General features: G+C 33.1%; 23 protein-coding genes and 2 tRNA genes. 11 read left to right on the forward strand and 14 right to left on the reverse strand.

The window, feature by feature from the left end:
- The first annotated feature begins 49 nt into the window (after positions 1–49).
- Positions 50–3,349, forward strand: a complete 3,300-nt coding sequence (locus tag EG814_RS02905; RefSeq protein WP_125718709.1) for a T9SS type B sorting domain-containing protein — start codon at positions 50–52, stop codon at positions 3,347–3,349.
- Between the two features lie 28 nt (positions 3,350–3,377).
- Positions 3,378–3,845, forward strand: a complete 468-nt coding sequence (locus tag EG814_RS02910; RefSeq protein ID WP_125718711.1) for an OsmC family protein — start codon at positions 3,378–3,380, stop codon at positions 3,843–3,845.
- A 109-nt stretch (positions 3,846–3,954) separates the two neighbouring features.
- Here the strand turns inward: EG814_RS02910 and EG814_RS02915 are convergent, their stop codons facing one another.
- The 5 genes from EG814_RS02915 to rseP form a co-directional block, all read right to left on the reverse strand.
- Positions 3,955–4,215, reverse strand: a complete 261-nt coding sequence (locus EG814_RS02915; protein ID WP_125718713.1) for a TfoX/Sxy family protein — start codon at positions 4,213–4,215, stop codon at positions 3,955–3,957.
- A 121-nt stretch (positions 4,216–4,336) separates the two neighbouring features.
- A complete protein-coding gene (locus tag EG814_RS02920) occupies positions 4,337–4,630 on the reverse strand; it encodes a GIY-YIG nuclease family protein (RefSeq protein WP_125718715.1) in 294 nt (97 codons plus the stop codon).
- A 52-nt stretch (positions 4,631–4,682) separates the two neighbouring features.
- Positions 4,683–4,756: transfer RNA gene (locus tag EG814_RS02925), tRNA-Asn, on the reverse strand.
- Positions 4,757–4,794: 38 nt separating this feature from the next.
- Positions 4,795–4,868, reverse strand: a tRNA-Asn gene (locus EG814_RS02930).
- Positions 4,869–4,951: 83 nt separating this feature from the next.
- Entirely contained in the window at positions 4,952–6,295 is a 1,344-nt protein-coding gene (gene rseP, locus EG814_RS02935; RefSeq protein WP_125718717.1) for an RIP metalloprotease RseP, read from the reverse strand.
- A 201-nt stretch (positions 6,296–6,496) separates the two neighbouring features.
- Between rseP and EG814_RS02940 the strand changes: the two genes are divergently transcribed.
- From EG814_RS02940 to EG814_RS02975, 8 genes are all read left to right on the forward strand, one after another.
- Positions 6,497–7,567 carry an NADH:flavin oxidoreductase/NADH oxidase gene (locus EG814_RS02940; protein WP_125718719.1) on the forward strand — a complete coding sequence of 357 codons (1,071 nt, stop codon included), beginning with the start codon at positions 6,497–6,499 and terminating at the stop codon, positions 7,565–7,567.
- Between the two features lie 77 nt (positions 7,568–7,644).
- Positions 7,645–8,685, forward strand: coding sequence for a Gfo/Idh/MocA family oxidoreductase (locus EG814_RS02945; RefSeq protein ID WP_125718721.1), 1,041 nt, complete (start codon positions 7,645–7,647; stop codon positions 8,683–8,685).
- A gap of 208 nt (positions 8,686–8,893) precedes the next feature.
- Positions 8,894–10,108, forward strand: a complete 1,215-nt coding sequence (locus EG814_RS02950) for an MFS transporter (protein WP_125718723.1) — start codon at positions 8,894–8,896, stop codon at positions 10,106–10,108.
- A 175-nt stretch (positions 10,109–10,283) separates the two neighbouring features.
- Positions 10,284–13,103, forward strand: a complete 2,820-nt coding sequence (locus EG814_RS02955) for a carboxypeptidase-like regulatory domain-containing protein (protein WP_125718725.1) — start codon at positions 10,284–10,286, stop codon at positions 13,101–13,103.
- An 18-nt stretch (positions 13,104–13,121) separates the two neighbouring features.
- Positions 13,122–14,474 (forward strand): DUF5689 domain-containing protein, encoded by a 1,353-nt coding sequence (locus EG814_RS02960; protein ID WP_125718727.1) that lies wholly within the window; start codon positions 13,122–13,124, stop codon positions 14,472–14,474.
- Positions 14,475–14,597: 123 nt separating this feature from the next.
- Complete coding sequence (locus EG814_RS02965; RefSeq protein ID WP_125718729.1) at positions 14,598–15,455, forward strand: hypothetical protein; 858 nt, start codon at positions 14,598–14,600, stop codon at positions 15,453–15,455.
- Positions 15,456–15,629: 174 nt separating this feature from the next.
- Complete coding sequence (gene hflX / locus EG814_RS02970; protein ID WP_125718731.1) at positions 15,630–16,859, forward strand: GTPase HflX; 1,230 nt, start codon at positions 15,630–15,632, stop codon at positions 16,857–16,859.
- Positions 16,860–16,939: 80 nt separating this feature from the next.
- A complete protein-coding gene (locus tag EG814_RS02975) occupies positions 16,940–17,524 on the forward strand; it encodes a zeta toxin family protein (RefSeq protein ID WP_125718733.1) in 585 nt (194 codons plus the stop codon).
- A 419-nt stretch (positions 17,525–17,943) separates the two neighbouring features.
- Here EG814_RS02975 and EG814_RS02980 read toward each other — a convergent pair whose 3' ends face one another.
- From EG814_RS02980 to EG814_RS03010, 7 genes are all read right to left on the reverse strand, one after another.
- A complete protein-coding gene (locus tag EG814_RS02980; protein WP_125718735.1) occupies positions 17,944–18,876 on the reverse strand; it encodes a DUF3078 domain-containing protein in 933 nt (310 codons plus the stop codon).
- 77 nt (positions 18,877–18,953) lie between these two features.
- Positions 18,954–19,463, reverse strand: coding sequence for a DUF2480 family protein (locus tag EG814_RS02985; RefSeq protein ID WP_125718737.1), 510 nt, complete (start codon positions 19,461–19,463; stop codon positions 18,954–18,956).
- 79 nt (positions 19,464–19,542) lie between these two features.
- Positions 19,543–19,866: an iron-sulfur cluster assembly protein gene (locus EG814_RS02990; protein ID WP_125718739.1), complete on the reverse strand. Its 324-nt coding sequence runs from the start codon at positions 19,864–19,866 to the stop codon at positions 19,543–19,545.
- Positions 19,867–20,009: 143 nt separating this feature from the next.
- On the reverse strand, positions 20,010–20,354 hold the full coding sequence (locus tag EG814_RS02995) for a GxxExxY protein (RefSeq protein WP_125718741.1): 345 nt from the start codon (positions 20,352–20,354) through the stop codon (positions 20,010–20,012).
- A 124-nt stretch (positions 20,355–20,478) separates the two neighbouring features.
- On the reverse strand, positions 20,479–20,901 hold the full coding sequence (locus EG814_RS03000; protein WP_125718743.1) for a SufE family protein: 423 nt from the start codon (positions 20,899–20,901) through the stop codon (positions 20,479–20,481).
- Between the two features lie 2 nt (positions 20,902–20,903).
- Entirely contained in the window at positions 20,904–21,329 is a 426-nt protein-coding gene (locus EG814_RS03005) for a hypothetical protein (RefSeq protein ID WP_164515262.1), read from the reverse strand.
- A gap of 13 nt (positions 21,330–21,342) precedes the next feature.
- Positions 21,343–22,557, reverse strand: a complete 1,215-nt coding sequence (locus EG814_RS03010) for an aminotransferase class V-fold PLP-dependent enzyme (protein WP_125718745.1) — start codon at positions 22,555–22,557, stop codon at positions 21,343–21,345.
- Between the two features lie 220 nt (positions 22,558–22,777).
- On the opposite strand from EG814_RS03010, the gene EG814_RS03015 reads away from it, so the two are divergent.
- On the forward strand, positions 22,778–24,127 hold the full coding sequence (locus EG814_RS03015) for a serine hydrolase domain-containing protein (protein WP_125718747.1): 1,350 nt from the start codon (positions 22,778–22,780) through the stop codon (positions 24,125–24,127).
- A gap of 66 nt (positions 24,128–24,193) precedes the next feature.
- Here the strand turns inward: EG814_RS03015 and EG814_RS03020 are convergent, their stop codons facing one another.
- On the reverse strand, positions 24,194–25,330 hold the full coding sequence (locus EG814_RS03020) for a virulence RhuM family protein (RefSeq protein ID WP_125718749.1): 1,137 nt from the start codon (positions 25,328–25,330) through the stop codon (positions 24,194–24,196).
- A 33-nt stretch (positions 25,331–25,363) separates the two neighbouring features.
- Positions 25,364–25,729 carry a hypothetical protein gene (locus EG814_RS03025; RefSeq protein ID WP_125718751.1) on the reverse strand — a complete coding sequence of 122 codons (366 nt, stop codon included), beginning with the start codon at positions 25,727–25,729 and terminating at the stop codon, positions 25,364–25,366.
- Positions 25,730–25,785 lie beyond the last annotated feature (56 nt).

The raw sequence follows: 25,785 nt of genomic DNA on the forward strand, positions 1-25,785 counted from the left end.
GCTTAATTATCAGATCTAAAATTTAAAAGCGAGGCCAAAAATTACTTAAATGAGAATAATTATAAATCAAAAAAACAAATTTAGTACTGCGATTTCGTTTTTATTTTTTCTGTTTTTTCAATACACAAATGCGCAAATAACATTGACTAATAATATAGGTACGACACTTGTTAAGACTGATATGTTTGGTTGTGATGAAAGTGAGAGTTGGTCAAGATTATTTAAAATGTCAGATTTTGGCATAAAAGCAAATGAACAATTTATTATTAAATCAGGGCAAATAGGAATCGCTAAATCGAATATTAAGACAGAATTGTATGTAACAGTTTATAGTGTTGATGTAGATTATCCAGAATTTATAAATACGCCCTATCACACAAAGGTACTAGGAACCGCTACTCTCGGAAAAAGCCCAATTGTTACTGGCACACCCCAAATTGTTCAAGCAGAATTTGATGCACCAATAATTGTTCCTGCCGGGATTGAAAGAATTTTGGTAACAGTATCAAAAATGAAAGACATTTATGATACTGCTTCTGCAGAAATTCTTATTGCAGGAACAGAATTAGATAAAGGAGAATCAATATATTCTGGTTGCGGTAATCCATATGGTATGATTTCTACAAAAAATTTACCAGTTCCTGTTCCAAATGCCAATTTTTTTATAACTCTAACAGGTGATACTTTTAATGTAAAAAACACGGGATCAATAACTAGATTATCGCATAATATATGTGATGATGTAATAGAAACAGGTATTCATTCTTGTTCAGGAAGTGGGCAATTTTGGGCCAGAGACTTTACTTTAAAAGATTTCGGTATATCAAATAATGAAGAATTTGTTATTAATTCTGGACAAGTTGGGCTTAATGGTGTAACTTGGGGTATAGAAGTGACCTTCAATATTTATAAAATAGACAATAATTTTCCTGCTTCGTTCTCAACAGCAGATTTAATAGGAAGTAGTCAAACAGTAAGTGTTCCTTACGTAGGTAGTACTAGAGATTCTCGAGTTATACAGGTAGACTTTAAAACACCAATAGTTATTCCTGCAGGTGTCGAGAGAATTTTAGTTGAAGTCTATAAAGGACTTGTGCCTAATTCATGGGGGTTAGCGTTTATAGCTGGTTCTGCTCAGGATAATGGTATCTCATGGGAGAGAGGAGGATGCAAGAATCTTCAAGACGGTTCATATCCCAGCATAGACAAATATGTCAATGTTGCCTCATTCGGATATCCAAATGCCAATTTTTATATTAACGTCACAGGAAATGTAAAAAACGTTTCTAATCATTTTGAAATGAACTTTTCTAATATATGTTCAGAATTTTTAAAAGAATTCAGTGTAGATGATCCATCAAGAGTAGCTTCTATAGTTTGGAATTTTGGAGATCCAGCTTCGGGAGTAGATAATGTTTCTACAGATTTATCCCCTTTTCATGATTTTTCGGCAGATGGAAAATATACTGTAACAGCTATAGTTACAGCAAAAGATGGAAGTGTTGAGACATTAAGTGAAATAATTGATGCTAAAGAACCACCAAAAGCTTATGGTATAAATAATGTTTATGCGTGCGAAGACATATATGGAACTGGAATTTCAAAATCTTTTGATGTTGCAACAATTACACAACAGGTTTTAGGCGGACAAACCGATAAAGATGTAACTTTTATAGATGGTAAAGGAAATAAATATAGTTCATTGCCAAATCCGTTTACTAATACCATTAAAGAGAGAGAAACAATAACAGTTAGAGTAAGTCATGAAGATAATTTATGCTGTTATTCTGAAACGACATTTGATTTAATTGTAAATCCATTGCCAAATTTGTCACTCATTAATGATTTGTTTGTTTGCGATAATGGAAATGGTTTTGCGCGATTTGATTTACAGCCATTAAAAACAACCATTACAGGGACGGCAGTAAATTTAAATGTCGAATTTTATCATCAAAACGGACAAAAAATACAAGGTTCGTTAAATACCGTTACAAATCTGGTAGCTAAAGAAGAAATAATTAAAGTCAGAGTTATTAATAGTGATACAAATTGCTCTAATGAATCGACATTTAAACTAATAGTAAGTCCGGTTCCTGTTGCAAATTCATTACAGCAATTAATAGGATGTGATGATAATAATGATGGGATTTCGGAATATTTTGACACTTCAAATGTTGAATCTACCGTTTTAGGAAATCAACAAGGAATGAAAGTTTCTTATTTTGACAAGAATGGAAATCAATTATTAAACGGATTGGCTAATCCTTATACTAATACAATTAAGAATCAAGAAACAATAACCGTCAGAGTAACAAATATTCTGACTAATTGTTATGCAGAAACGGCATTAGTTTTAAAAACGTCTTCACAGCCACAAATTAATAAGCCGGCAAATAAATACACATGTGATGAAGGAAATGGTTTTGGGGATTTTGATATGACTAATATAGATGCAGAAATCATTGGAAATCAGACGGGATTGAAAATAATGTATTTTGATACTAGTGGAAATCAGTTAACAAGTCCTTTACCAATATTATTTCGAAATACTACGCCAGGATCACAAACCATAAAAGTAAGAGTTGAAAACGAAATAAATACACTCTGTTATTCGGAAACAGATTTTGACTTAATAGTAAATAATCTGCCAAGTGTAAATATTGAAAAAACATACTTTCTATGTAATTTAGAACCTTCATTACATGTAAATGTTGCAAGTGATTTGGATACGTATATTTGGAAATTTGAAGGAAATAATATTGTTTCAAATACTTATTCGGTAGATTTAGTAAATGCAGGAAGATATACGCTTGTAGTTGGGAAAATTGAAAATAACATTTATTGCGAAAACAATTTTGAATTTGAACTAATAAGATCTGTTTTACCAAAAATAAAAGATGTAAAATATAAAGAATTGTCAGATGATAATTTTATTCAAATTATTCCGTCTTTCGAAGGCAATTTGGAATATTCTATAGATGGCATTAATTATCAGGATAGCAATTATTTTTCTAATATTCAGGGTGGAACTTATATTTCTTATATAAGAGATAAAGAAGGTTGCGGAAAAGATAGTAAAGAAGTTACAGTAATTGATTATCCTAAATTTTTCACTCCAAATAATGATGGATACAATGATCTTTGGCAGATAACAACTATTCAAAAATACCCAAATTCAAAAATTTCGATATTTGATAGATATGGAAAATTGCTGAAAGAACTTTCTGCAAATGATTTAGGTTGGGATGGATTCTATGGCGGAACAGAAATGCCATCGGATGATTATTGGTTTAAAGCTAATTTTGATAATAAAGTTATTTTTTCGGGACATTTTTCATTAAAAAGATAAGAGTATAAGGCAAATTAAAATAAGAAAAATGACTTTCAAACACTTATTCAAAACCCAATTAAACTGGACTTCAAAACAAAATCAGGTAAAATCAACAAAAAGATTCTACAGCAAAACCCATCAAATAAAAATTGAAGGAAAACCAATTTTAGACATTTCAGCAGCAAAAGCTTTCAAAGGCGATCCAGCATTATACAATCCAGAAGATTTATTGTTGAGCAGTCTGGTTTCCTGCCACATGATGTCCTATTTATATGTTTGTTCTCAAAACGAAATTGAAGTTCTCGAATATTCAGATAATGCCGAAGCAACATTAGAAGTAAATGCAGACGGAAGTGGTCGTTTTATTGAAGTTCGGTTAAGTCCAAAAGTGATAATTGCGAATTCAGATAAAGTAGAGCTGGCTTTAGAACTTCATACAAAAGCAAATCAATTGTGTTTTATTGCTAATTCCTGCAATTTTCCAGTTTTTCATAATGCGAGTTGTGAGGTTTGAATCATATAAGTGATACAAGTTCATTTATTAAAAGATGAAATCTATAGGTAATGTTACATTTAGTCTTGCTGTAAAAAACATTTTTGGAGCAGTGCAATTTGCGTCTTTTTTATTTATTAAGCCTTTTTTCAAATTCTCTAAGTTCTGCTTTCCTATTTTTATCCAAATTGTGCCAGCGAATGTTCTGAATTGCGCCTTCTAATGCATAGAGCATATTAATGCAGGCTGTAGGATCAATTGTTTTTACTTTAATAAAAGCATTTTCGGTCCCTAAAGCTCTTAGCTCAGAAGGATCGTGAATTTCAGCTTCAATTAATTTATTGGCTAATGTATCGCCAATATTAGGCATTTGAGATACTGTATTATACATAGAATTTAAAATTTTATGGTTTAAATACATGTAAAAAAATACCACTTACAATTTGTAAGTGGTATTTAATAAGCTCCCCCTCTTGGGCTCGAACCAACCCCGAAAGCTTTCGGGGCTCTGATTAACAGTTAGGTTTATATTTTAAAAGAAGTTTGTCTATTATTTCTGGATATTTAATTAAGTTTTCAATATATATTTTACTCTTCATTTTTTTAATATGTTTCTCTATTGAAAGTGCTTGGGTTTTACTGCTGCAACTGAAATTAAGGAATAAAGTCCAGTCATTTGCGTTTGCTGTAAATTTATTGGAAGGTGCATTCTTGTGAAATTCTAATCTTAAGTCAAAATCTTTTGTATAGCCAATATAATATCGGTTAAGTTTTTTGGAATGTAGAATATACACAATGTTACTCATAATATCTGATAAAAAAAATACCACTTACAATTTGTAAGTGGTATTTAATAAGCTCCCCCTCTTGGGCTCGAACCAAGGACCCTCTGATTAACAGTCAGATGCTCTAACCAACTGAGCTAAGGAGGAATCACCTTAAAGGTAAATATGTTTGCTAAAAAAAGTTGCTCCCCCTCTTGGGCTCGAACCAAGGACCCTCTGATTAACAGTCAGATGCTCTAACCAACTGAGCTAAGGAGGAAGTTGTTGCTCTTTTTAGCGAGTGCAAATATAAAACTATTTTTAGTTTCTCAAAAACATTTTCACTCTTTTTTTGACTTTTTTTTACTTGCCTACAATCGCCTTGTAAATGTCGTTACCGTTAGCAAACAGTAGTAGTGAAATAAGTAAAACAAAACCAACCATTTGCGCATTCTCTAGGAATTTATCGCTTGGTTTTTTACCGCTAATTATTTCATACAATAAAAACATTACGTGTCCACCATCAAGAGCCGGAATTGGCAATAAATTCATAACTCCAAGCATAATCGACAATAAAGCCGTGATTGACCAAAATACTTCCCAGCTCCAAGAACTTGGAAAAATATTGTAAATCGCAGCAAAACCACCCACTTGTTTGTACGCTTTAGTTTCAGGATTAAAAATCATTTTTAATTGTTTTCCGTATCCTACTAATTGATCTTTTCCTTTTTCAAGACCAACCGGAATAGATTCGAAGAAACCATAATCCTTGGTGCTTATTTTATAGTACCCTAATTTTTCTAATGATTTCATATCTAAACCACCTGCAAAAACGCCTAAAGTTCCTTCTGGAGAAACTTTCACAGTAAGAGGTGTTTCTTTTAAATCACGCAAAACAACAGCAGAAATTTCTTTTCCTTTATTAGCAGCTAAAACCGCTTTTGCTTCGTCAAAATATTTAATCTTTTGTCCGTTAAGAGAAAGAATCAAATCTTTTGCTTTTAAATTTTTGTTAGGAGATTCTTCTGTAACTTTTCCAACAGCAAAAGGGCGACGAATATCGATAAGCATTCCTTTTTCTGTTTTAGAAAGCTGGTCAACAAAATCGGTTGGCATTGTAATAGTTTGCTGTTGCCCGTTTCTTTCAATCAAGACATGTTTTGCCATGATCACATTCATGTTCATGTCGCTGTCAAAATTTTCTACAGCTTTACCGTCAATAGAAATAATTTTGTCTCCTGTTTTAAAACCAGCCTTAAGCATCACAGGATTTTCAATTGCAACACCATCTTTCAGGTCAGAATTAGCAATATAAGTATCACCGTAAGCAAATGCCATTCCGATATAAATAATAAAAGCCAAGATAAAGTTTACGGTAACACCGCCAAGCATAATAATTAAACGTTGCCAAGCTGGTTTACTACGAAATTCCCAAGGTTGAGGAGGAAGAGCCATTTGCTCTTTGTCCATACTTTCGTCAATCATTCCAGAAATTTTCACATAACCACCCAACGGAAGCCATCCGATACCGTATACTGTTTCTCCGATTTTCTTTTTGAAAAGTGAATATTTAACATCAAAAAACAAATAAAATTTTTCGACTCTAGTTTTAAACAATTTTGCAGGGATAAAATGCCCTAATTCATGAAGAATAATAAGTAAAGATAAACTCAATAAAAATTGAGAGAGTTTGATAACTATATCCATTTGTTGTTTTTAATTCGTATTTAACGCACAAAAGTAGCGTTTTCTAATTAATATTAAGAGTGCAAGATAGTGTTTAAGATTTTAAATGTTTGTTAATTAATAAACATTTCGATTTCTCTTTTTAGTGAGATGCCGTAACTTTACTTTTTAAACACTGCCTTTCTCAATTGGTAGTAAAAAATCACTAAAAGTTACAAGTCTATGGCTACGAAATTATTTTCTCCTCTCACCATAAAAAAAATCACTTTAAAAAATAGAATTGCGATCTCGCCAATGTGCCAGTATTCTGCAATTGACGGATTTGCAAACGATTGGCATCTCGTTCATTTGGGCAGCCGTGCTACGGGCGGCGCTGGATTAATTATTCAGGAAGCTACGGCAGTTTCTCCAGAAGCTAGAATTTCGTCTTCTGATCTTGGGATTTGGAAAGATGAGCATATCGAAAAACTAAAACAAATCAACGCATTTATTGTTTCTCAAAACTCGATTCCAGGAATTCAGTTGGCACACGCTGGACGAAAAGCAAGTGTTTCGGCGCCTTGGTTGGGAAATAAAAAATTAGATTTCGCTCAAGGCGGATGGCAAACCGTTGCGCCAAGTGCGATTCCGTATCATGATAACGAACCATTTTTGCCTGAAGCTTTAGATCAAAACGGAATTCAAAAAGTAATTTCCGATTTCAAAACAGCTACAAAACGAGTGGTAGAAGCAGGTTATCAGGTTTTGGAAATTCATGCTGCTCATGGTTATTTACTGCACCAGTTTTTATCTCCTTTAACGAATGTAAGAACAGACGAATATGGAGGAAGTTTTGAAAACAGAATTCGTTTTACTCTACAAATTGTCGAGGCCGTACAATCAGAATGGCCTTCAGATTTGCCATTATTGGTTCGAATTTCGGCAACTGATTGGGCAGAAAACGGATGGAATCCAGAAGAATCTGTTCAGCTTTCTAAAATATTAAAAGAAAAAGGAGTAGATTTAATCGATGTTTCGTCAGGTGGATTGGTTTCGCATCAAAAAATCACATTAGGGCCAGGATATCAGGTTCCTTTTGCAGAAAAAGTAAAACAAGAAGCCAATATTGCAACAGGTGCAGTCGGATTAATAACAGAAGCACATCAGGCAGAAGAAATCTTAAATAGAAATCAAGCCGATCTGATTTTATTCGCCAGAGAATCGCTGAGAAACCCGAATCTGCCTTTGGATTTCGCCGCAACATTAAACGACGATATTCAATGGCCAAAACAATACGTAAGAGCTAAACTTTAATATTTTATTAGCCACAAATTCACGAATTTATTTTAAAATTATAATTCGTGAATTCGTGGCGGAAAAAACAGACTCAGATGCAGAGAATTAAAACAGCATTATTATCATACGGAATGTCGGGAAAAGTTTTCCACGCTCCATTTTTAGATCTTCATGAAGGATTTGAACTATTAGGTTCTTGGGAAAGAAACAAAAAATTAATCCAAGAAGATTATCCATACGTAAAAAGTTACGCTTCGATAGATGAATTATTAAGCGATAACGTCGATTTGGTAATTGTAAACACGCCTGTAGGAACGCATTACGAATATGCTAAAAAAGTGCTTTTGGCAGGAAAACATGCAGTGGTCGAAAAAGCATTTACGACAACGGCAGCCGAAGCAAAAGAATTGGCAGCGATTGCAAAAGAGAAAGGTTTAAAATTGGCCGTTTTTCAGAATAGAAGATGGGATAGCGATTTTAAAACCATTAAAAAAGTAATCGATGACGGCGTTTTAGGAGATTTAGTTGAAGCAGAATTTCATTTTGACAGATACAATCCGCTTTTAAGCCCAAAAGCACATAAAGAAACCGCCAATGACGGAGCGGGAGTTTTGAAAGATTTAGGTCCGCATATTATTGATCAGGCGGTAAGTTTATTTGGCTGCCCGAAAGCTGTTTTTGGCGATATTCGCGTAACCAGAGAAAACTCAGTTGTAGACGACTGGATTGATCTGACTCTTTTTTATTCCAATTTCAGAGTTCGTTTAAAAGCTGGTTTTTTTGTCAGAGAGGCAAATCCGGCATATGTTATTCACGGCAAAAAAGGCTCATTCTTAAAACCACGCGGCGATGTTCAGGAAGACGATTTAAAAGTTGGTAAAAAACCAAACTTAGAATCTTGGGGAACAGAAGACGAAAGCCTTCAAGGACTTTTGCATACCGAAATTGATGGTAAAATTGTGAGAGAAAAAATACCAACGCTTCAAGGCAATTATTTCAGTTTCTTCGATGGCGTTTATGATTCGATTGCAAATGATAAAAAACAGCCAGTTACCGCAGATGAAGGTATAAAAGTAATGCAGGTTATAGAAGCTGCAATTGCAAGTAATGCACAACAGAAAGTAATAAGTATATAGGTCTTATCAAATACGATTGTAGAGGCGCACAGTAGTGCGTCTTTTTTTGTTTCAAATCTTAAAAAGTTGTAATTTTATTAAGAAGATTTCAAATGATATCTGTCGAATTTATAAACAATAACGTTGTATATTGTGTATAAAATTAGGCTTTATACACTTTGACGAGCGTTTTTAGTATTTTTGACAACTTTCCAATACAAATTTCAATATGCTGTTAAATTTTAATCCGTTAGCGCTTTTTCAGACCAAAGCAAAAATCAAGAAAGTATTTAGAGAAGCAAAAGCTTCGTATTTAAATCGCATTCGTTTTGCTGTTGGAATGTTTTATTTCGGAATGGGTTTGAGTTTTGCCACATGGGCGAGCCGAATTCCAGATATAAAAACCGCTTTGCATTTAACAGAAGGAGACTTAGGCTCGATTTTGTTTGCGCTTCCGGTTGGACAGCTGATTGTAATGCCATTTTCGGGAAAGATGGTAACCAAATTTGGTAGTCATCGCATTCTTATTTTCTCTTTAATAATGTATGTTTTGTGCTTAATCAATTTAGGTTTGGCCACAACATCATTACAATTATCATTAGGATTATTTCTTTTTGGAGTTTTCGGAAACCTTGCCAATATTGCCGTAAACACACAAGGCGTTTATACCGAAGTTTTGTTTAAAAAAACAATCATGTCTTCTTTTCATGGCATGTGGAGTTTTGCCGGATTTACTGGTGCGTTGGTAGGTTTAGGAATGCTGGCTTTGAAACTAAGTCCGTTGCATCATTTTATAATTGTAGCCGGAATTGTTTTATTGATGGTCGCTCTTAATTTCAATTTTTTGATTAGAGCCAAAGAAAAAAAGAAACCAAAAGAAGAAGGCAAAAAACTATTTGTAAAACCAGATACTGCTTTGCTTTGGCTTGGCGTAATCGGATTTTGCAGTATGGCGAGCGAAGGCGTTATGTTTGACTGGAGCGGTGTCTACTTTAAAGATATCGTAAAAGCGCCTGGACCGTTGGTCGTTTTAGGCTACACTTCTTTTATGATTATGATGGCGAGCGGAAGATTTTTAGGGGATGGTTTAATCAATAAATTTGGGCGCGAACGTGTTATGCAGATTAGCGGCGTCATGATTTCGGCAGGACTTTTTACAGCAGTTTTTCTTCCTTATATAATTCCGTGTACCATTGCCTTTATGTTTGTAGGTCTGGGTGTTGCCACCATAGTTCCTACTGTTTATAGTATTGCAGGGAAAAACCCAACCGTGCCTGCGGGCGAAGCTTTAACGATTGTTTCGAGCGTAAGCTTCTTAGGTTTTTTAATGGGACCTCCCGTAATTGGACATATTGCACAAAGTTTTGGGCTTCAATTTTCTTTCGCCTTTATCGGAATTTTTGGAGTATTGATTGCTTTTATGGTTTCTAAAATTAGAGCTTAATCATAATCTAAATTTACTAGAATTTAATAAAATGCAAATAAATTTATAAGAATTTATTTACATATAAATATTTTATTTATATTTGAATTCGAGTAATAGCTTGAGTTTTAAACGCCCTTTTTCCAAAAACCAATTTTATCTTTTGAAGAATTATCAAAGTTAAATTGGATTTTTAATGGTAAAAAAATACGCACTCTTCTTTATTGTATCGTTTTTTAATTTTGCTTTTTCGCAAAAAGAAATTATTGTATCAGGAATTGTTATCGATGCTCGAACGCAAAATCCGCTAGAAAATGTAGTGGTCACAATACAAAATACTGCAGTGATGCAGCTTACATCAAAAACAGGGAAATTTGAACTGCACATATTTCCTAAAAAAGAACAATTGCTTTTACTAAGAAGTCAAGGATATAAAGATTTCCTTTTAAAAGTACAATCTAATTCGGGGCAAAATATAGATCTCGGAATTTTACAATTAGAAGATACATATTCAGATGAAGTTCCGGCTGCATTGATTACATTGTCAGATAATGATTTTTCAGATGATAACAGTTCGTCTGAAATGACCTCTGGACTTTTACAATCTTCCAAAGATGCTTTTATGCAGGCATCGGCATTTAATTGGGGGCAAGCCCGATTTCGTGTTCGTGGTTTAGATAGCGAAAACGCAGTCACAATGCTCAACGGAATGCCGATGAATAAAATCTACGACGGCAGACCGCAATGGGGCAATTGGGGAGGTTTAAACAATGTGCTTCGAAATCAGGAATTTTCCGTTGGAACAGCGGCTTCCAATTATACTTTTGGAGGTATTCTAGGCACACAGCAGATTTTTACCCGCGCTTCTCAGTATCGTAAAGGAGCCTCGCTTACTTTTTCTGGAAGCAATACTACTTATTTATGGAGAGCAATTGGCACTTATGCTTCTGGAATGAATGCCTCTGGATGGGCTTTTGCTATTTCGGCTGGAAAGCGTTGGACAGATGAAGGTTATTTTGAAGGTACAAACTTCGATGCAGATTCTTTTTTTCTGAGTGTAGAAAATAAATTAAACAATAAGCATTCCATCAATTTCACAGGATTTTATACACCCAATTCACGCGGAAAAAATTCAGCCAATACCAGCGAAGTTACCGATTTGATGGGCGAAAAATACAATTCGTATTGGGGATTTCAAAATGGAGAAAAACGAAATGCTAGAGTAAAAAAGGTAGAAGAACCTTTATTTATGCTGAATCATTATTTTAAAATTGATGATAAAACCAAGCTGAATTCGGCTGTAATGTATCAGTTTGGAAAAGTAGGCAACAGCAATATTGATTATCAAAATGCTGACAGTCCAGATCCTGTTTATTACAGAAAAATGCCAAGTTATTTTAGTTCGCTTTACGCGAAAGATCAAGGCGAATTTTCGGGCGCGTTTACTCCCGATTACGAAAATGCCGAAAAAAACAAAATAGCTTTTTTGGCAAATTCACAGATTGATTGGGATGAAATGTATTTCGCCAATCAAAAACTTGGTTCAAATGGTTATGAGCCTGCACAAAGCCATTATGTGCTTTATGAAGACCGAACAGACGATCACACTTTTGCAGCAAATTCAAATCTAAATACACAAATTACGCCTAATATTTCTTTTGATGGCGGATTTACTTTTAAGAAATTAAAATCACATAATTTTCAGTATTTATTAGATCTTTTTGGCGGAGAATATTTCGAAGATATTGACCCTTTTTACAAAGGAAATCTTTCGCAATCTGATTTGCAGTATCCAAATCGCAAAGTAGGAAAAGGAGATGTTTACGGATATAATTATAATTTGTTGGCTAGTACTTTAGATGTTTTTGCGCAGTTTAAATTTAATTATAACAAAACCGAATTCTTTTTGGCACAATCGTATTCAATGTCCGATTATCAAAGAGAAGGATTATATCAAAATGGACTTTATCCTTCGACATCTTTAGGAAAAAGTGAAAAAGTAAATTTTGAAAATTTTGGTTTCAAAGGCGGTTTCACTTATAAAATCTCAGGAAAGCAGTTGCTGTTTTTTAATGCAGCACATTTTACCAAAGCGCCTTCACTCAGAAACACATTTTCGAATGCACGTTTAAATAATAACATAGTTGACGAAATTGAAAGCGAAAATATAACTAGTGCTGAGGCCAATTATGTATACCGTTCAGCAAAACTCAAATTCCGTTTAACTGCTTATTATACGGCGATTAAAAACACCTCAAAAACGTCTTATTTCTATGCCGAAGGAATTTTTGATAATGGTTCTGGTTACGATCCAACAAATGCATTTGTCAGTCAGACTTTGACAAATTTGGATAAGAAAAATACAGGTGCCGAATTAAGTTTGGAGTATCAGATTTCACCAACATTAAAAACTACTTTATCTGCCGCATTTGGAAATTATGTATACAGCAGTAATCCAAATGTGACAATTACTAACGATGCCAATAGAGCAAAAGAAGGCACGCAAACCACTTTTGATTTTGGACCAGCTTTTTTAAAGAATTACAAACAGCCTGGAACTCCGCAACAAGCCTATTCTTTTGGATTGGAATATCGTGATCCGAAATTTTGGTGGATTGGCAGCAACATTAATTATTTGACGGAAAGCTATATTGATGTTTCGCCAATATCTAGGACTTCTCAATTTTATATCAATCCAACCAATGGTTTTCCGTTTCCTGAAGCAACTTCCGAAAGGGGAAATGAATTATTGAAACAAGAAAAGTTTGAGCCAATTCTATTGCTAAATTTTAGCGGAGGCAAATCTTGGCGTATTCATAAGAAATATGTTGGTCTTTTTGCCAGCGTCAATAATGTTTTGGGTTTAATGTACAAAACGGGTGGTTTTGAACAGGCAAGGAACGCAAATTTTAGAGCATTAAATCAAGATATGTCTAGCGGAACACCATCATTTGGATCAAGATATTATTATGGATACGGCCGAACTTATTTTCTAAATCTTACAATCGGTTTATAAACGAAAAACTTATTTCTCATGAAAAAACTAATTATATTTTTAGCGCTATCATTATTATATAGTTGCAGTCAAGAAGTGGAGACTCCCCAATTGTCTTGTACACAGCCCAATCTGCCAGTAAACAAAACTGTAGATAAAGTATATGAACTTTCGGGAACAACAGCTATCCAATATTTGTACGATGACATCACAGAAGCCTATGTTGTTTCTAGTGATGAAGGGGGCAATTTTTTTAAAACAATTTCATTACAGACAAAAGAAACCGAAAATGCATCGGCTATTGGTTTTAGCGTTCCTGTTGATGCAACAAATACTTACATTGATTATCGTGTAGGAAATAAAGTGTTTGTAAAACTTAAAAATCAATTTACAGATTTGTATTATGGCGGATTAAGAATCGGGAGTTTGTATGTGAGCAACGCTGGAGATCCGACAATTGGAAGGATTTCTCAAAATGAATACAAAAACGTTTTAAATGCTTCATGCACGAATATAGACGAAAATGAATTGGTAAAATCACTTTCTATAGAAGAAGCGCTTTTAGATTCTAAGCTAAATACTTTGATTGAATTAAATGACGTTGAGTTTACCGAGGCAGCATTAGGCCGACATTATTTTGAAGAATCTAACAATGTTGGAGGCTCGACTAATTGGTATTTGAGAGATAGAACTGGAAATCAAGTTATTTTTAGAACAAGTTCGTATGCAAAATTTGCAGATCATTTTGTGCCAGAAGGAAACGGCAAAGTTCGAGGAATTTTAACCAAGTTTGGTTCAGACTATCAGTTTATGGTTCGGTATGAAAGTGATATTCTAATGAATGGAAAAAGAAGTACTCCGTTTTTTTCTGAAGATTTTCAATCGGTTAAAAATAATGTAAATTTTACGCTCCCAGGCTGGAGTAATATTGTAGAAAAAGCAGCAAAATTGTGGAAAAGTATGGTGTATTCTGGAAATGGCTATGCAGAGTTTAATACTACAAGTACAACGGCAGCCGAGAATATAGCATGGTTGGTTTCGCCAAAAATAAATTTGAAAGAGTATAAAAATGCTGTTCTTTCGTTTAGAAGTGCACAGCATGATTTGAAAATCGATTCGCCTTTAAATACTCTTGAGGTATATGTCTCTACCAATTTTGATGGAGCGAACGTAACCAAAGCAAAATGGACAAAACTAGAAGCAAAAGTGCCAACACTTTCTACGCCTGCAAGGCAATTTATCAGTTCTGGCGGAATCGATCTTTCTGCTTATTCTGGAAACATAAATATTGCTTTTAAATACATCGGATCTGGAAAAGATAAAACATTAAATGGTGCTTTTATGGTAGATGATATTAAGATATTTGGAGAAAAAGAAAATGGTAATTTCTAAAAATGAAAATAATAGGCTGATTTTTAAAGTATTATTGAAAAGTTTGTAGTTTTTGTTTTTCAAATTGTTAAAATCTAATTGAATTTTGTATTTTGGTCATCCCAAATCAATACAAAAACAATTATGAAAACCTACTTTATTGCCATCTTACTGATGGTGTTTCCTTGCTTGATGCACAGTCAAGACGACGTTAAACTAAAGCAGATTAACATTGTAAAAACAAATTACCAGAATTCTAAAGACGGCGAAATTGTTAATAAAACAATGGTTTTTAAAGATGGTAAACTTCAAACGATAACGACTTCAGATGTTGTACAGCATTTTTATTACAACAAAAACGGATTGCTAGATAAGACCGTAAAAGATAAGGTTGGAAGTGACTGGAAAGAAGTAATCAACTATACTTATAATCCTGAAAACAATATTACCAAATTTGTAAAAAAATATCAGGAAGGCCCAAATTACATTACCAAAACAGTTTCATTTGTATATGAAGGTGCAAGGGTAAAAGTAACTACAAAAAAGAGCACCAATCATCAGAATTTAGTTGACGATATTGAATATCTTGTTGAAAACGGAATTATTGTAAGACGTACTTCACGTGATAGAAACAAGGCAATTATTGGAAAGCTAGAATATGTTTATGTAAACGATAACGTGTCGAGACATAAAGGATTGGTTGGAGATAAAATCTCTAAATCATATACTTATGATGATAAAAAGTCGGTTGACCAGTTAATTGTTCAAAGTATTTTTGGTGATAACTACAAAGTAATCGTGCCCATGATTTCTTATCACGAAGATGAATTTGAGTTTGAATCTATTTCTTATAATAACGAAATGAATTTCAGTCCATCCTCAACAGCATTGGTTGCGGTGAGCAGAAAATACAAATACAACAAATTAAATTATCCAATTTCTTGTTCTCAAATTGAAGAAAACGGAATTGTAAAAACGGAAAAAACGTTTATTTACGAATAAAGGTTTTAAACTTAGACCATTCAATTTAAAAGTGGAGCTTTGTTGAGTTTATCTTGACAGGTTCCATTTTTTTTTGCAATTTATTTTTAATGAAGTTTAGATATAAAAGTAAAAACGAAATTGTATAATTGATTGTAGCTTACAAATGATTAAATTTGCAACTTATTCAAGACTATGCTAGAAAAAGAAGTTATAAATTTTGAGAGAACAGTAATTGTTGGAATTGTTACTCAAAATCAAAGTGAAGAAAAACTAAATGAATATTTAGACGAATTGGAGTTTCTGACTTTTACCGCTGGAGGTGAAGTTATTAAACGCTTTTCGCAAAAAATGGAACGCCCTAATCCGAAGACTTTTGTTGGGACAGGGAAAATAGACGACATCAATCTTTTTGTAAAAGAAAACAAAATATCGACCGTAATTTTTGATGATGAATTAACGCCATCACAGCAAAAAAACATTTCAAGAATTATTGACTGCAAAATTCTAGACAGAACCAACTTAATTCTGGACATTTTTGCGCAAAGAGCCGAAACTTCTTATGCAAGAACTCAGGTAGAATTGGCGCAATGCCAATATTTACTGCCAAGACTTTCTGGTTTATGGACACACCTTGAACGACAAAAAGGGGGTATTGGTATGCGTGGACCTGGAGAAACAGAGATTGAAACGGATAGACGTATTGTACGTGACAGAATTTCGCTGTTGAAAGATAAAATAAAAACGATTGACAAACAGATGAGTATTCAGCGTAGTAACCGCGGGGCAATGGTTCGTGTGGCTCTGGTTGGATATACGAATGTTGGAAAATCGACTTTGATGAACGCAATTGGAAAAAGCGATGTTTTTGTGGAGAATAAATTGTTCGCCACTTTAGATACAACGGTTCGAAAAGTAGTAATTAAAAACCTTCCATTCTTGCTTTCTGATACGGTTGGATTTATTAGAAAATTACCAACACAATTGGTTGATTCGTTTAAAAGTACACTAGATGAGGTTCGAGAAGCCGATTTGCTTTTGCATGTTGTAGATATTTCGCATCCCGATTTTGAAGATCATATTGAGTCTGTAAACAAGACTTTGCAGGAAATTAAAAGCAACGATAAACCAACTATTATGGTTTTTAATAAAATCGATGCTTATAAATATCTTACTATTGATGAGGATGATTTAATTACGGAAAGAACTAGAAAACACTGGTCGCTTGATGAATGGAAACAAACTTGGATGAGTAATGTGGGAGAAAGCAATGCATTGTTTATTTCGGCTAGAAACAAAGAAAACTTTGAGGAGTTTAGAGAAGTAGTTTACGAAGCGGTTCGCCAAATTCACATAACGAGATTCCCTTACAATAAATTCTTATACCCAGATTATAAAGATGCTGTGGAAAAGGAAGAAGAATAAGACAGAAGTGGCTTTTGATTATTCAAAAGCTGTTTTTTTAATGTAAGCAAACAACAGTTATATTTTATATCTTTGTTTGAATGAGTAAGAATTTATATATAATTGCAGGATGTAATGGTGCTGGAAAAACAACTGCTTCCTTCACAATATTGCCTGAAATTTTAGATTGCCGAGAATTTGTAAATGCAGATGAAATTGCCAAAGGTCTTTCGCCATTTCAACCCGAAAAAGTTGCTTTTGAGGCTGGAAGAATTATGCTTCATAGAATAAATGAGCTTTTGGAAAATAATGAGGTTTTTGCTTTTGAAACAACTCTCGCGACTAAAAGTTATAAGTCTAAGATCCAAACAGCACATAAAAGAGGTTATAAAATAATTCTTTTATTTTTTTGGTTGCAAAATGTTGATTTAGCAATTGAAAGGGTGAAGACAAGAGTAAAAGAAGGAGGGCATAATATTGAAAATAATGTTATTAAACGACGATATATAAGCGGAATAAAAAATTTATTTAATATATATTTGCCTGTAGTTGATGAGGCAATGATTTTTGATAATTCATATGGTAGACCTGAATTAATTGCAGAAAAAATATTAGATACAGAAATTGATGTGATCGATGAAGACAAATACAATAAACTTACAAAGATTTATAATGAAAACATATAAAAGATCAGCGACGCAAACTAAAATTTTGGAATCAATGGATAAAGTTTATGAAAAATTAATTGAATTCAAAAAGAAATCAAATAGTGAATTAGTTATAATGAAAAACGATAAAATTGTTAGAATAAAACCTAAATCATTATAAAAAAATATAAAAGAATATAAAAGAATATAAAAGAATATAAAAGAATATAAAAGAATATAAAAGAATATAAAAGAATATAAAAGAATATAAAAGAATATAAAAGAATATAAAAAAGTTTAACCCTCTTATTTGAGGGTTTTTATTTTCTGAAAAGAAGCTAATTATTGGAATTTAGACCCGATAGAAGCGGTATCCTTGGTGGTCTGCAGTCCTGTAACAGCGAGATATAGCCGACGGGAAACCATATTTGCTAAAATGCCTTTTGTTTGGGTTCAAATTAAAATCCGAAGTTTACTCCTAAACCGAAAACTTGTCTGGTTTGGAATCCTCTGAACGCATTGTCGTCGTAAATAGCTTGAAATGAAAAGTTTGCGGATAAGTATTTATTGACTTTCATGATGATATTAAGCGAATAGTCCATATCTACGTTTTGTGGATCTTCTAAATAATTAGAATATAAATTCAACGTGTTTTCTGCGGTTACATTGGTCATGATGGCAAGTTTGTAGTAGACAGAAGCATAAAAACCAAGTTCGTAACGAAGGCTTTTGTTGGCGTCTACTCCAAAATAAGTTCCGTCGACATAGTCAATTCCAGAAGTGTAGGCGCTGTCTACAAATGTGAATTTGGAAGTTAAGGGTGCGAAGTTTATTTTGAGGTTGGCATCTTTGGTCCAGTAAATTCCGGGACCTGTGGTTAAATAACCTGGAGAAAGAAACTTCGTGTTTTCTGTTCTAATTTCTTTTCCGTTTTCGTCCTGTCCATAAATGTAACCGGTTGTAAACTGGGTTCTGAAATTCAAGAAATATGAATAATACCATTGTCCGAATGCTCTTTTTCCGACGATTGAATTAAGTTCGAAACGGTCGTCTGTCTTTTTTTCGAAATCGGCATTTTTGGTTTGAAGTAAACCGTAGGATGCTAGTACTTTATTATCCCAGGTTAGATCGTCTTTTTTATAATTAAGGTCGTAATTAATGCCTAAAGTTCCAGAAAAGCTATCTTCTCCTCCTGCAATCCAGTTATTGAAACTAGATTGGTTTAGTAATAGAGAAAAATTTCCTTTGCTTTTCCAGCCTTCACCTTCAATTGTGTCGTTTATTTTTTTTACTGCTTTTTCAGTATTAGTAATTAATTCTTTTTCTGAATTTTGGGCTTGAACAAAAGTAAGATTTGCTAAAACGAAGAGTAGTAAGAGTATCTTTCTCATAGTATTTAGTTTAAGTGTATAATCAAATATACTAAAAACCAATGGAAATGTTAGTACCGACGCTCTGTTATTGCAGGTTATTTCTTAGATTCTTTGTACAGCGGAACTGCAGAGCATGCCTCTCCATACATTATGCTTCTAGCAAATGGCTGTAAGTATGTGGTGGCCAAAATATAAGCGCGCATTGGAACTGGTTTTCTCGAACAGCCTTTTACAATAACGGGCTTACTTTTGTAAACGGAATAATCGATTTTACTAAGGATTTCTTCGTAAATGCTTGCGTCCAGATCTTCGATTGTTCCGTTGACTACTTTTTTGGCAAAAGGTGCCAAATGTACGCTTACTAATATTAAAGCCCAAGCCGGAATTATAGCGTCTGTACTACAATGAACAGCCACATATTGATCTTGATATTGTGACCAATCATGATTCTTTAGGTGGTCTCTAAAGTCTTTTTCTTTTAATAAAAATCCTTCTAAAAGCCATTGCGAAATGTCAATCTGCACGCGAAATCCTTTCGGATAATAATCTTCCAAATCGAATACTTCTAATGCGCTGTTGGCAACTTTATTGATGATTTCTTCCATGATATCTTAGTAGTCAGTGTTCAGTTTTTTAGTAATCAGTATTCTGACCACTAAAAAACTGAACACTGAACACTTTTTATTAAAGCATTCCTAATTCTAATTTAGCTTCCTCGCTCATTAAATCTTTACTCCATGGCGGATCAAAAGTAATTTCAACATCAACGTCTTTTACGTATTCAATTGTTTTTACTTTTTCTTCTACTTCTCTTGGAAGACTTTCTGCAACAGGGCAGTTTGGCGAAGTCAGTGTCATTAAGATTTTTACTTCGTAATCAGTATTTACCATTACATCGTAAATTAATCCTAATTCGTAAATATCTACAGGAATCTCTGGGTCGTAAATTCCTTTAAGAATTCTTACGATTGATTCTCCTAATTCGTTTGTGTCTATTTCTTGTTCCATTTTTTGTATTTGTTTTTCACCATGTAAGTTATATAAGTTCATTTAAATTTTTGAGCTTAAATTGCTTTGTCTTTTCCAAAGATCATATAAGTATAATCTTAAATTTCTTTATATGGACTTATATGGTTTAAATTTTATTTCTTTTAATCTTCTAGTAAGCGATATCGTTCGTTTACATATGTTTTTTGACCTTCATGATAAATATTTGTAACATTGAAATTTATCATCAATCCTATTGGAGACTCCAAAAGTTTCATGTAAGACATGAGTTTGGCAACGTGTATAGGAATAATTTGGTCAACAGCTTTTAATTCTACTACTAAGCAATCTTCTATAAACAGATCACATCTTAAATCAGATTCTAGTTCTAAACCTTTATATTCAACAGGAATTTTTAATTCAGATTGAAAATTAATTCCTCTTAAAGTTAATTCTTTTATCGTGCATTGATGATAAATTAAATCAGTCAAATATTTCTTTGTAACCATTACTTTTTTCAGCAATATTACAAATAAAAAGAAAGATAAAGCTTACTTTTTTGTAACCATATAAGTGAATTAAGAATATTTAAGTATTATTTTTAAATGAACTTATATCACTTATATGGTTTATCTATTTGTTTTTAGCGTCAAAAGCCAAAGCGTACATTTTGATGTTTTTGATCATCGAAACCAAACCATTTGCTCTTGTTGCAGATAAATGTTCTTTTAAGCCGATTTCGTCAATAAAATCTGTATCGGCTTCCAGAATGTCTTTTGCTTTTTGATTCGAGAAAGCACGAATTAGAATTGCGATAATTCCTTTTGTCAAAATCGCATCGCTATCGGCTGTAAAGACAATTTTGTCCTCATTTTCTTCGCCTTGCAACCAAACTTTCGACTGGCAGCCTTTTATTAAATTCTCGTCGGTTTTGTATTCTTCTTTAATTAACGGAAGACTTTTCCCCAATTCGATGATGTACTCATAGCGCTGCATCCAGTCATCAAACATTGAAAATTCGTCTATTATTTCGTTTTGAATTTCTTTTATCGTCATAATTATTCTTTAGAGAAAGCAACTAATAAATTTACCAATTTCTCGATTTCTTTTGGGGGAAAACCATTGTCGAAACTTGGAGTTTCATACGTTTTTCCATCTTTTGTTATTTTTAAATTTCCAATTGCTGCGCCGTCGTAAGTGCGTTTGTCAGTTGGTGCTTTCAAAGAAGAAAGGCCTTCTAAATTTACTTTTGAAAAAGCAGAAACAATTTCATTCCATTTTGCATTATCAATATTGCTTTTTACAGCTTCGGCATTGCGTTCTTTAACAATAGAAACAGTTTTGTTTTCTACTACAATGCTTTTGTAATATCCTCTAGACATTGCAGAATATTCAATCTGAGTTGATGCCATATTGACTTTTTTTTGACTGCAGCATCCGCTTGCAATAAAAAGGGTTAAGAGCAATAATGATAGTATTCTCATAAAAATAAGTTTTTTAGCTTAGCATTGTTTGAGCTTTTTTTACCGCTTCGACCATTTGATCAATTTCTTCTTTTGTATTATAGAAAGAAAACGAAGCGCGAATGGTTCCCGGAATACAGAAGAAATTCATGATTGGCTGAGCACAATGATGTCCTGTTCTAACCGCAATTCCCAATTTATCTATAATAGAACCAACATCATAAGGGTGAATTCCATCAATATTAAACGAAACTACAGAAGCTTTATTTTTAGTGTTTCCGTAAATTCTGATGCCTTCAATTTCGTTAAGGCGTTTTGTTGCGTGTTCTAATAATTCATTTTCGTATTCGTGAATTTTATCAAAACCAATTTCGTTTAAATAATCAATTGCCGTTCCTAAAACGATCCCACCAGCAATGTTTGGCGTTCCAGCTTCAAATTTATGAGGAAGATCTGCGTAAGTTGTTTTCTCGAAAGTAACTTCTTTAATCATTTCGCCACCGCCTTGGTATGGAGGAAGTTTGTTTAGCCATTCTTCTTTTCCGTATAAAATTCCAGTTCCCGTTGGACCGCACATTTTATGACCAGAAAAAGCATAAAAATCACAGTCTAATTCTTGAACATCTGGTTTTAAATGCGGAACTGCCTGCGCGCCATCGATTAAAACTGCTGCGCCAAAAGCATGCGCTTTATCAATAATATATTGGATCGGATTGATTACACCCAATGCATTTGAAATATGATTTACAGTAACAATTTTAGTCTTTTCAGAAAGTAAAGCGTCAAATTCTGAAATGATCAATTCTCCATTTTCATCAATCGGAATTACTCTTAAAACTGCACCCGTTTTTTCGCATAACATCTGCCAAGGCACAATGTTACTGTGATGTTCTAATGAAGAAACCACCACTTCATCGCCTGGTTTTAAAATAGAAGCAAAACCGTTTGCCACTAAATTGATTCCGTGAGTTGTTCCCGAAGTAAAAAGCACTTCGTGTGCATGTTTTGCGTTGATGTGATCTTTTATTTTTCCGCGTGAAATCTCATAAGCATCAGTTGCTAACTGGCTCAAAGTGTGAACGCCACGGTGAATATTGGCATTAATTTCGTTATAATATTTTACTTCAGCATCAATTACAACTTGTGGTTTTTGCGAAGTAGCTCCGTTGTCGAAATATACTAATGGCTTTCCGTTTACAGTTTGTGAAAGTATCGGGAAATCAGCTCTTATTTTTTGAATATCTAGCATGTCTTATTTAGAAAAAATCTATTTACAAAAGTACTAAAACTAAATTTGTTTATATAGCAATTCTATAATTTCCTTTTATGGTGCCATTGTCTGCGAACTTAAATGCTGATTCCGTAAAAATCGATTCCATTTTCTGAGTATTCTGAAACGGAATTATAATTTGAGTTCTAAAAACGTGAACATAAATTATTTATATTGCATTAAAAATAAACTATTCATCATGAAAAAATTTCTCAAAGTACTTTTGCTTGCAGTAGTTCTTGCTTTTTTGTATTTCGGATTTACGACTTATCCGAAGCTTGATTTAATTTCCGGTTTCTCTGCCAAAAGTGTAGCATCGGGTCATTTTATGGATCATCGTTCTTTAGATTTGATTCAAAAAACCGACAATGATATCGATATGATTGATTTGGCTAAAAACTCAATTGATGAAGCTGGAAAATTTGCAACGGCTTCTGTTTACGGTTTGAAGGAAAGGAAAGCAATTTATCGCGAAGGTTTGGGAGCGACTTTGATTAATGATGATTTTGATGTTTCGAAACCTTATTTGCTTCCAAAAAGAACAAAATTAGAAAACAATCTTGCTTTTCCTTATGGAAATAAGGAACCAAAAGACACCACTTTTTCAAATGTTGATTATTCTAAATTAAAGAATGCAGTTGAAAATGCTTTTGATAAAGATGGCGGAAAAAAGAAAAGAACCCGAGCTGTTGTGGTTGTATATAAAGACAAATTGATTGCCGAAAAATACGACACAGGTTTTAATAAAGACAGTAAAATTTTAGGCTGGTCAATGACGAAAAGCATCACAAGTTCAGCATTTGGAGTTTTGGCAAAACAAGGTAAAATTGATATTTACAAATCGGCTCCAGTTGCAGAATGGAAAAATGATGAACGCAAAAACATTACGTTAAACGATTTACTTCACATGAATTCCGGTTTAGAATGGGAAGAGAATTACAGCACAATTTGCGACGCGACAAAAATGCTTTTCCAAGCTGAAGATATGGGAAAAGTGCAATTGGAAAAACCGGCACAATTTAAACCCGACGCACATTGGAATTATTCTTCTGGAACAACCAATTTATTATCTCTGATTTTAAGAAGACAATTCAAAACTCAACAAGAATATCTTGATTTTTGGTACAGCGCCGTAATCGATAAAATCGGAATGAATTCGATGATTGTAGAACAAGATATGTCTGGAACTTTTGTAGGTTCGTCTTACGGATGGGCGACGCCGCGCGACTGGTCAAAATTTGGATTATTATATCTGCATAAAGGAAACTGGAACGGCGAACAAATCTTAGACGAAAGCTGGGTAAAATACACTGCAACACCAACCAATACTTCTGAAGGAAAATATGGAGCTCAGTTTTGGTTAAACGCCGGCGGAAAATTCCCAGATGTTCCTCGTGATATGTTTTACTGCAGTGGATATCAGGGGCAAATGGTGGCAATTATTCCATCAAAAGATATGGTGATTGTGAGAATGGGAGTGAGAGAAGAAGAACCAGGATTTGATTTTAATGGGTTTTTGAAGGAGGTGATTGATAGTGTGAAGAAATAGATTTTAGGTTAAAGAGGTTAATTTTTAATTACGTTGAAGTAATAAAATCTTAACCTCTTTCTTTTTTTATTTTTGATCATTATTTTTTGAGGAAGTATCTAAGCCATTTTTTAATATCTTATTTAGTTTAGAAACTGATGAAATCGAATATGGATTTATAGATTTTATGTCTTCCTTTGGTAAACTACCAGTTGTTTTAATATTTTCAATTGCTTTGTCAAAGTCGGATTTATATTCTTTATCCTGAACAACTCTAAATTTTTCATATTCTTTTTCTGCAAATTTTTTAGCAACATCAGCTCTTATTTTTCCTGAATCTTTTAAAATATTATAGTCGTTAAATAGTAAAAAAGCGTCTAATTTATCGACCCATTCTTTCATGGTCATTAATTTGCCTCTATTAGCTTGATTCTCGGCGTAATCTAGATACATACTAACGATTCTATTTAATTCTTTGATTTCTTCTTCAGCTAAATAATTTTTTGCTGTAGAAACATCAGATTTTAAAATTTTACCTCCTTTTTTTTCATTTTTATAAGAAGTTAGACCCATATTAGGCAATTTTGAATTTGCTCTTAATTTAATTATTTCAGGTGCAGTATGATTTGTAATTGCAAATTCTAATTTGTTTTGAACAGTAGCAAAAAATGTTTGTGTTATTTGTGCTTTTGAATCATAATCAACAGCAGTCGCATATATATCTGTTATTTTTTGGTAAAATCTTCTTTCACTAGCTCTAATTTCTCGAATTCTCTCCAGTAATTCATCGAAATAATCTTTGTCAAATAAATTTTTCCCTTGTTTTAATCTGTCATCATCAAGAGCAAATCCTTTTATTAAATATTCCTTTAAAATACTAGTTGCCCATTGCCTAAATAAAGTTGCTTTTTTTGAATTTACTCTATATCCTACAGATATAATCATGTCTAGATTATAAAAATCTAATTCCCTTGAAACATTTCTTGTTCCTTCTAAACGAACTACTCGAATTTTTCGAGTAGTTGAACTTTTTGAAAGTTCTCGGTCTGAATAAATATTTGAAATATGATATGTTATTGTGTTTTCTTCGACATCAAAAATTTCACTCATTGAGTTTTGAGTTGCCCAAACAGTATCTTCATCTAAAATAACTTGAATATTTGTAGTTCCATTATCTGTAGAATAGAATAAAAAATTTGACTTGTTTTCTATATTTTCTTCCATTATTTTGCTGATTTTAAGGGTATAACTTTATTTTTATAAAATTTCTTTAATTCGCTTTCTTATATGCCACGCCGATTTTTGAGTAACATCTAAATCACGTGCTAATTGCATCGATGAAATTTCATTATTTTCATAAGAAAGAATCCAAATTGCTAAAAACCATTTTTGTAAACTGATTTTACTATTATCAAATATAGTTTCTGTCTTAACATTAAAATATTTTCCAGTTTTCTTACATCGATATTTATTGTTTTTACACTTATATACTTTGGAATCAGGGTCGAATGGACTAGTAATGACTCCATTCCATCTCAAATTTTCTAAATGGACAATACAACTTTGCTCGTCTGGGAAAACGTTAAAAAGGTCAACAGCTGATTTTAAATTATAGTCAAACATTTTAATAAATTATTATAATAAAGATATTTACAAAGCTACAAAAAAAACAATCGGTG

Origin of the sequence: Flavobacterium ustbae, assembly GCF_003946915.1 — a bacterium.
GTDB lineage: Bacteria > Bacteroidota > Bacteroidia > Flavobacteriales > Flavobacteriaceae > Flavobacterium > Flavobacterium ustbae.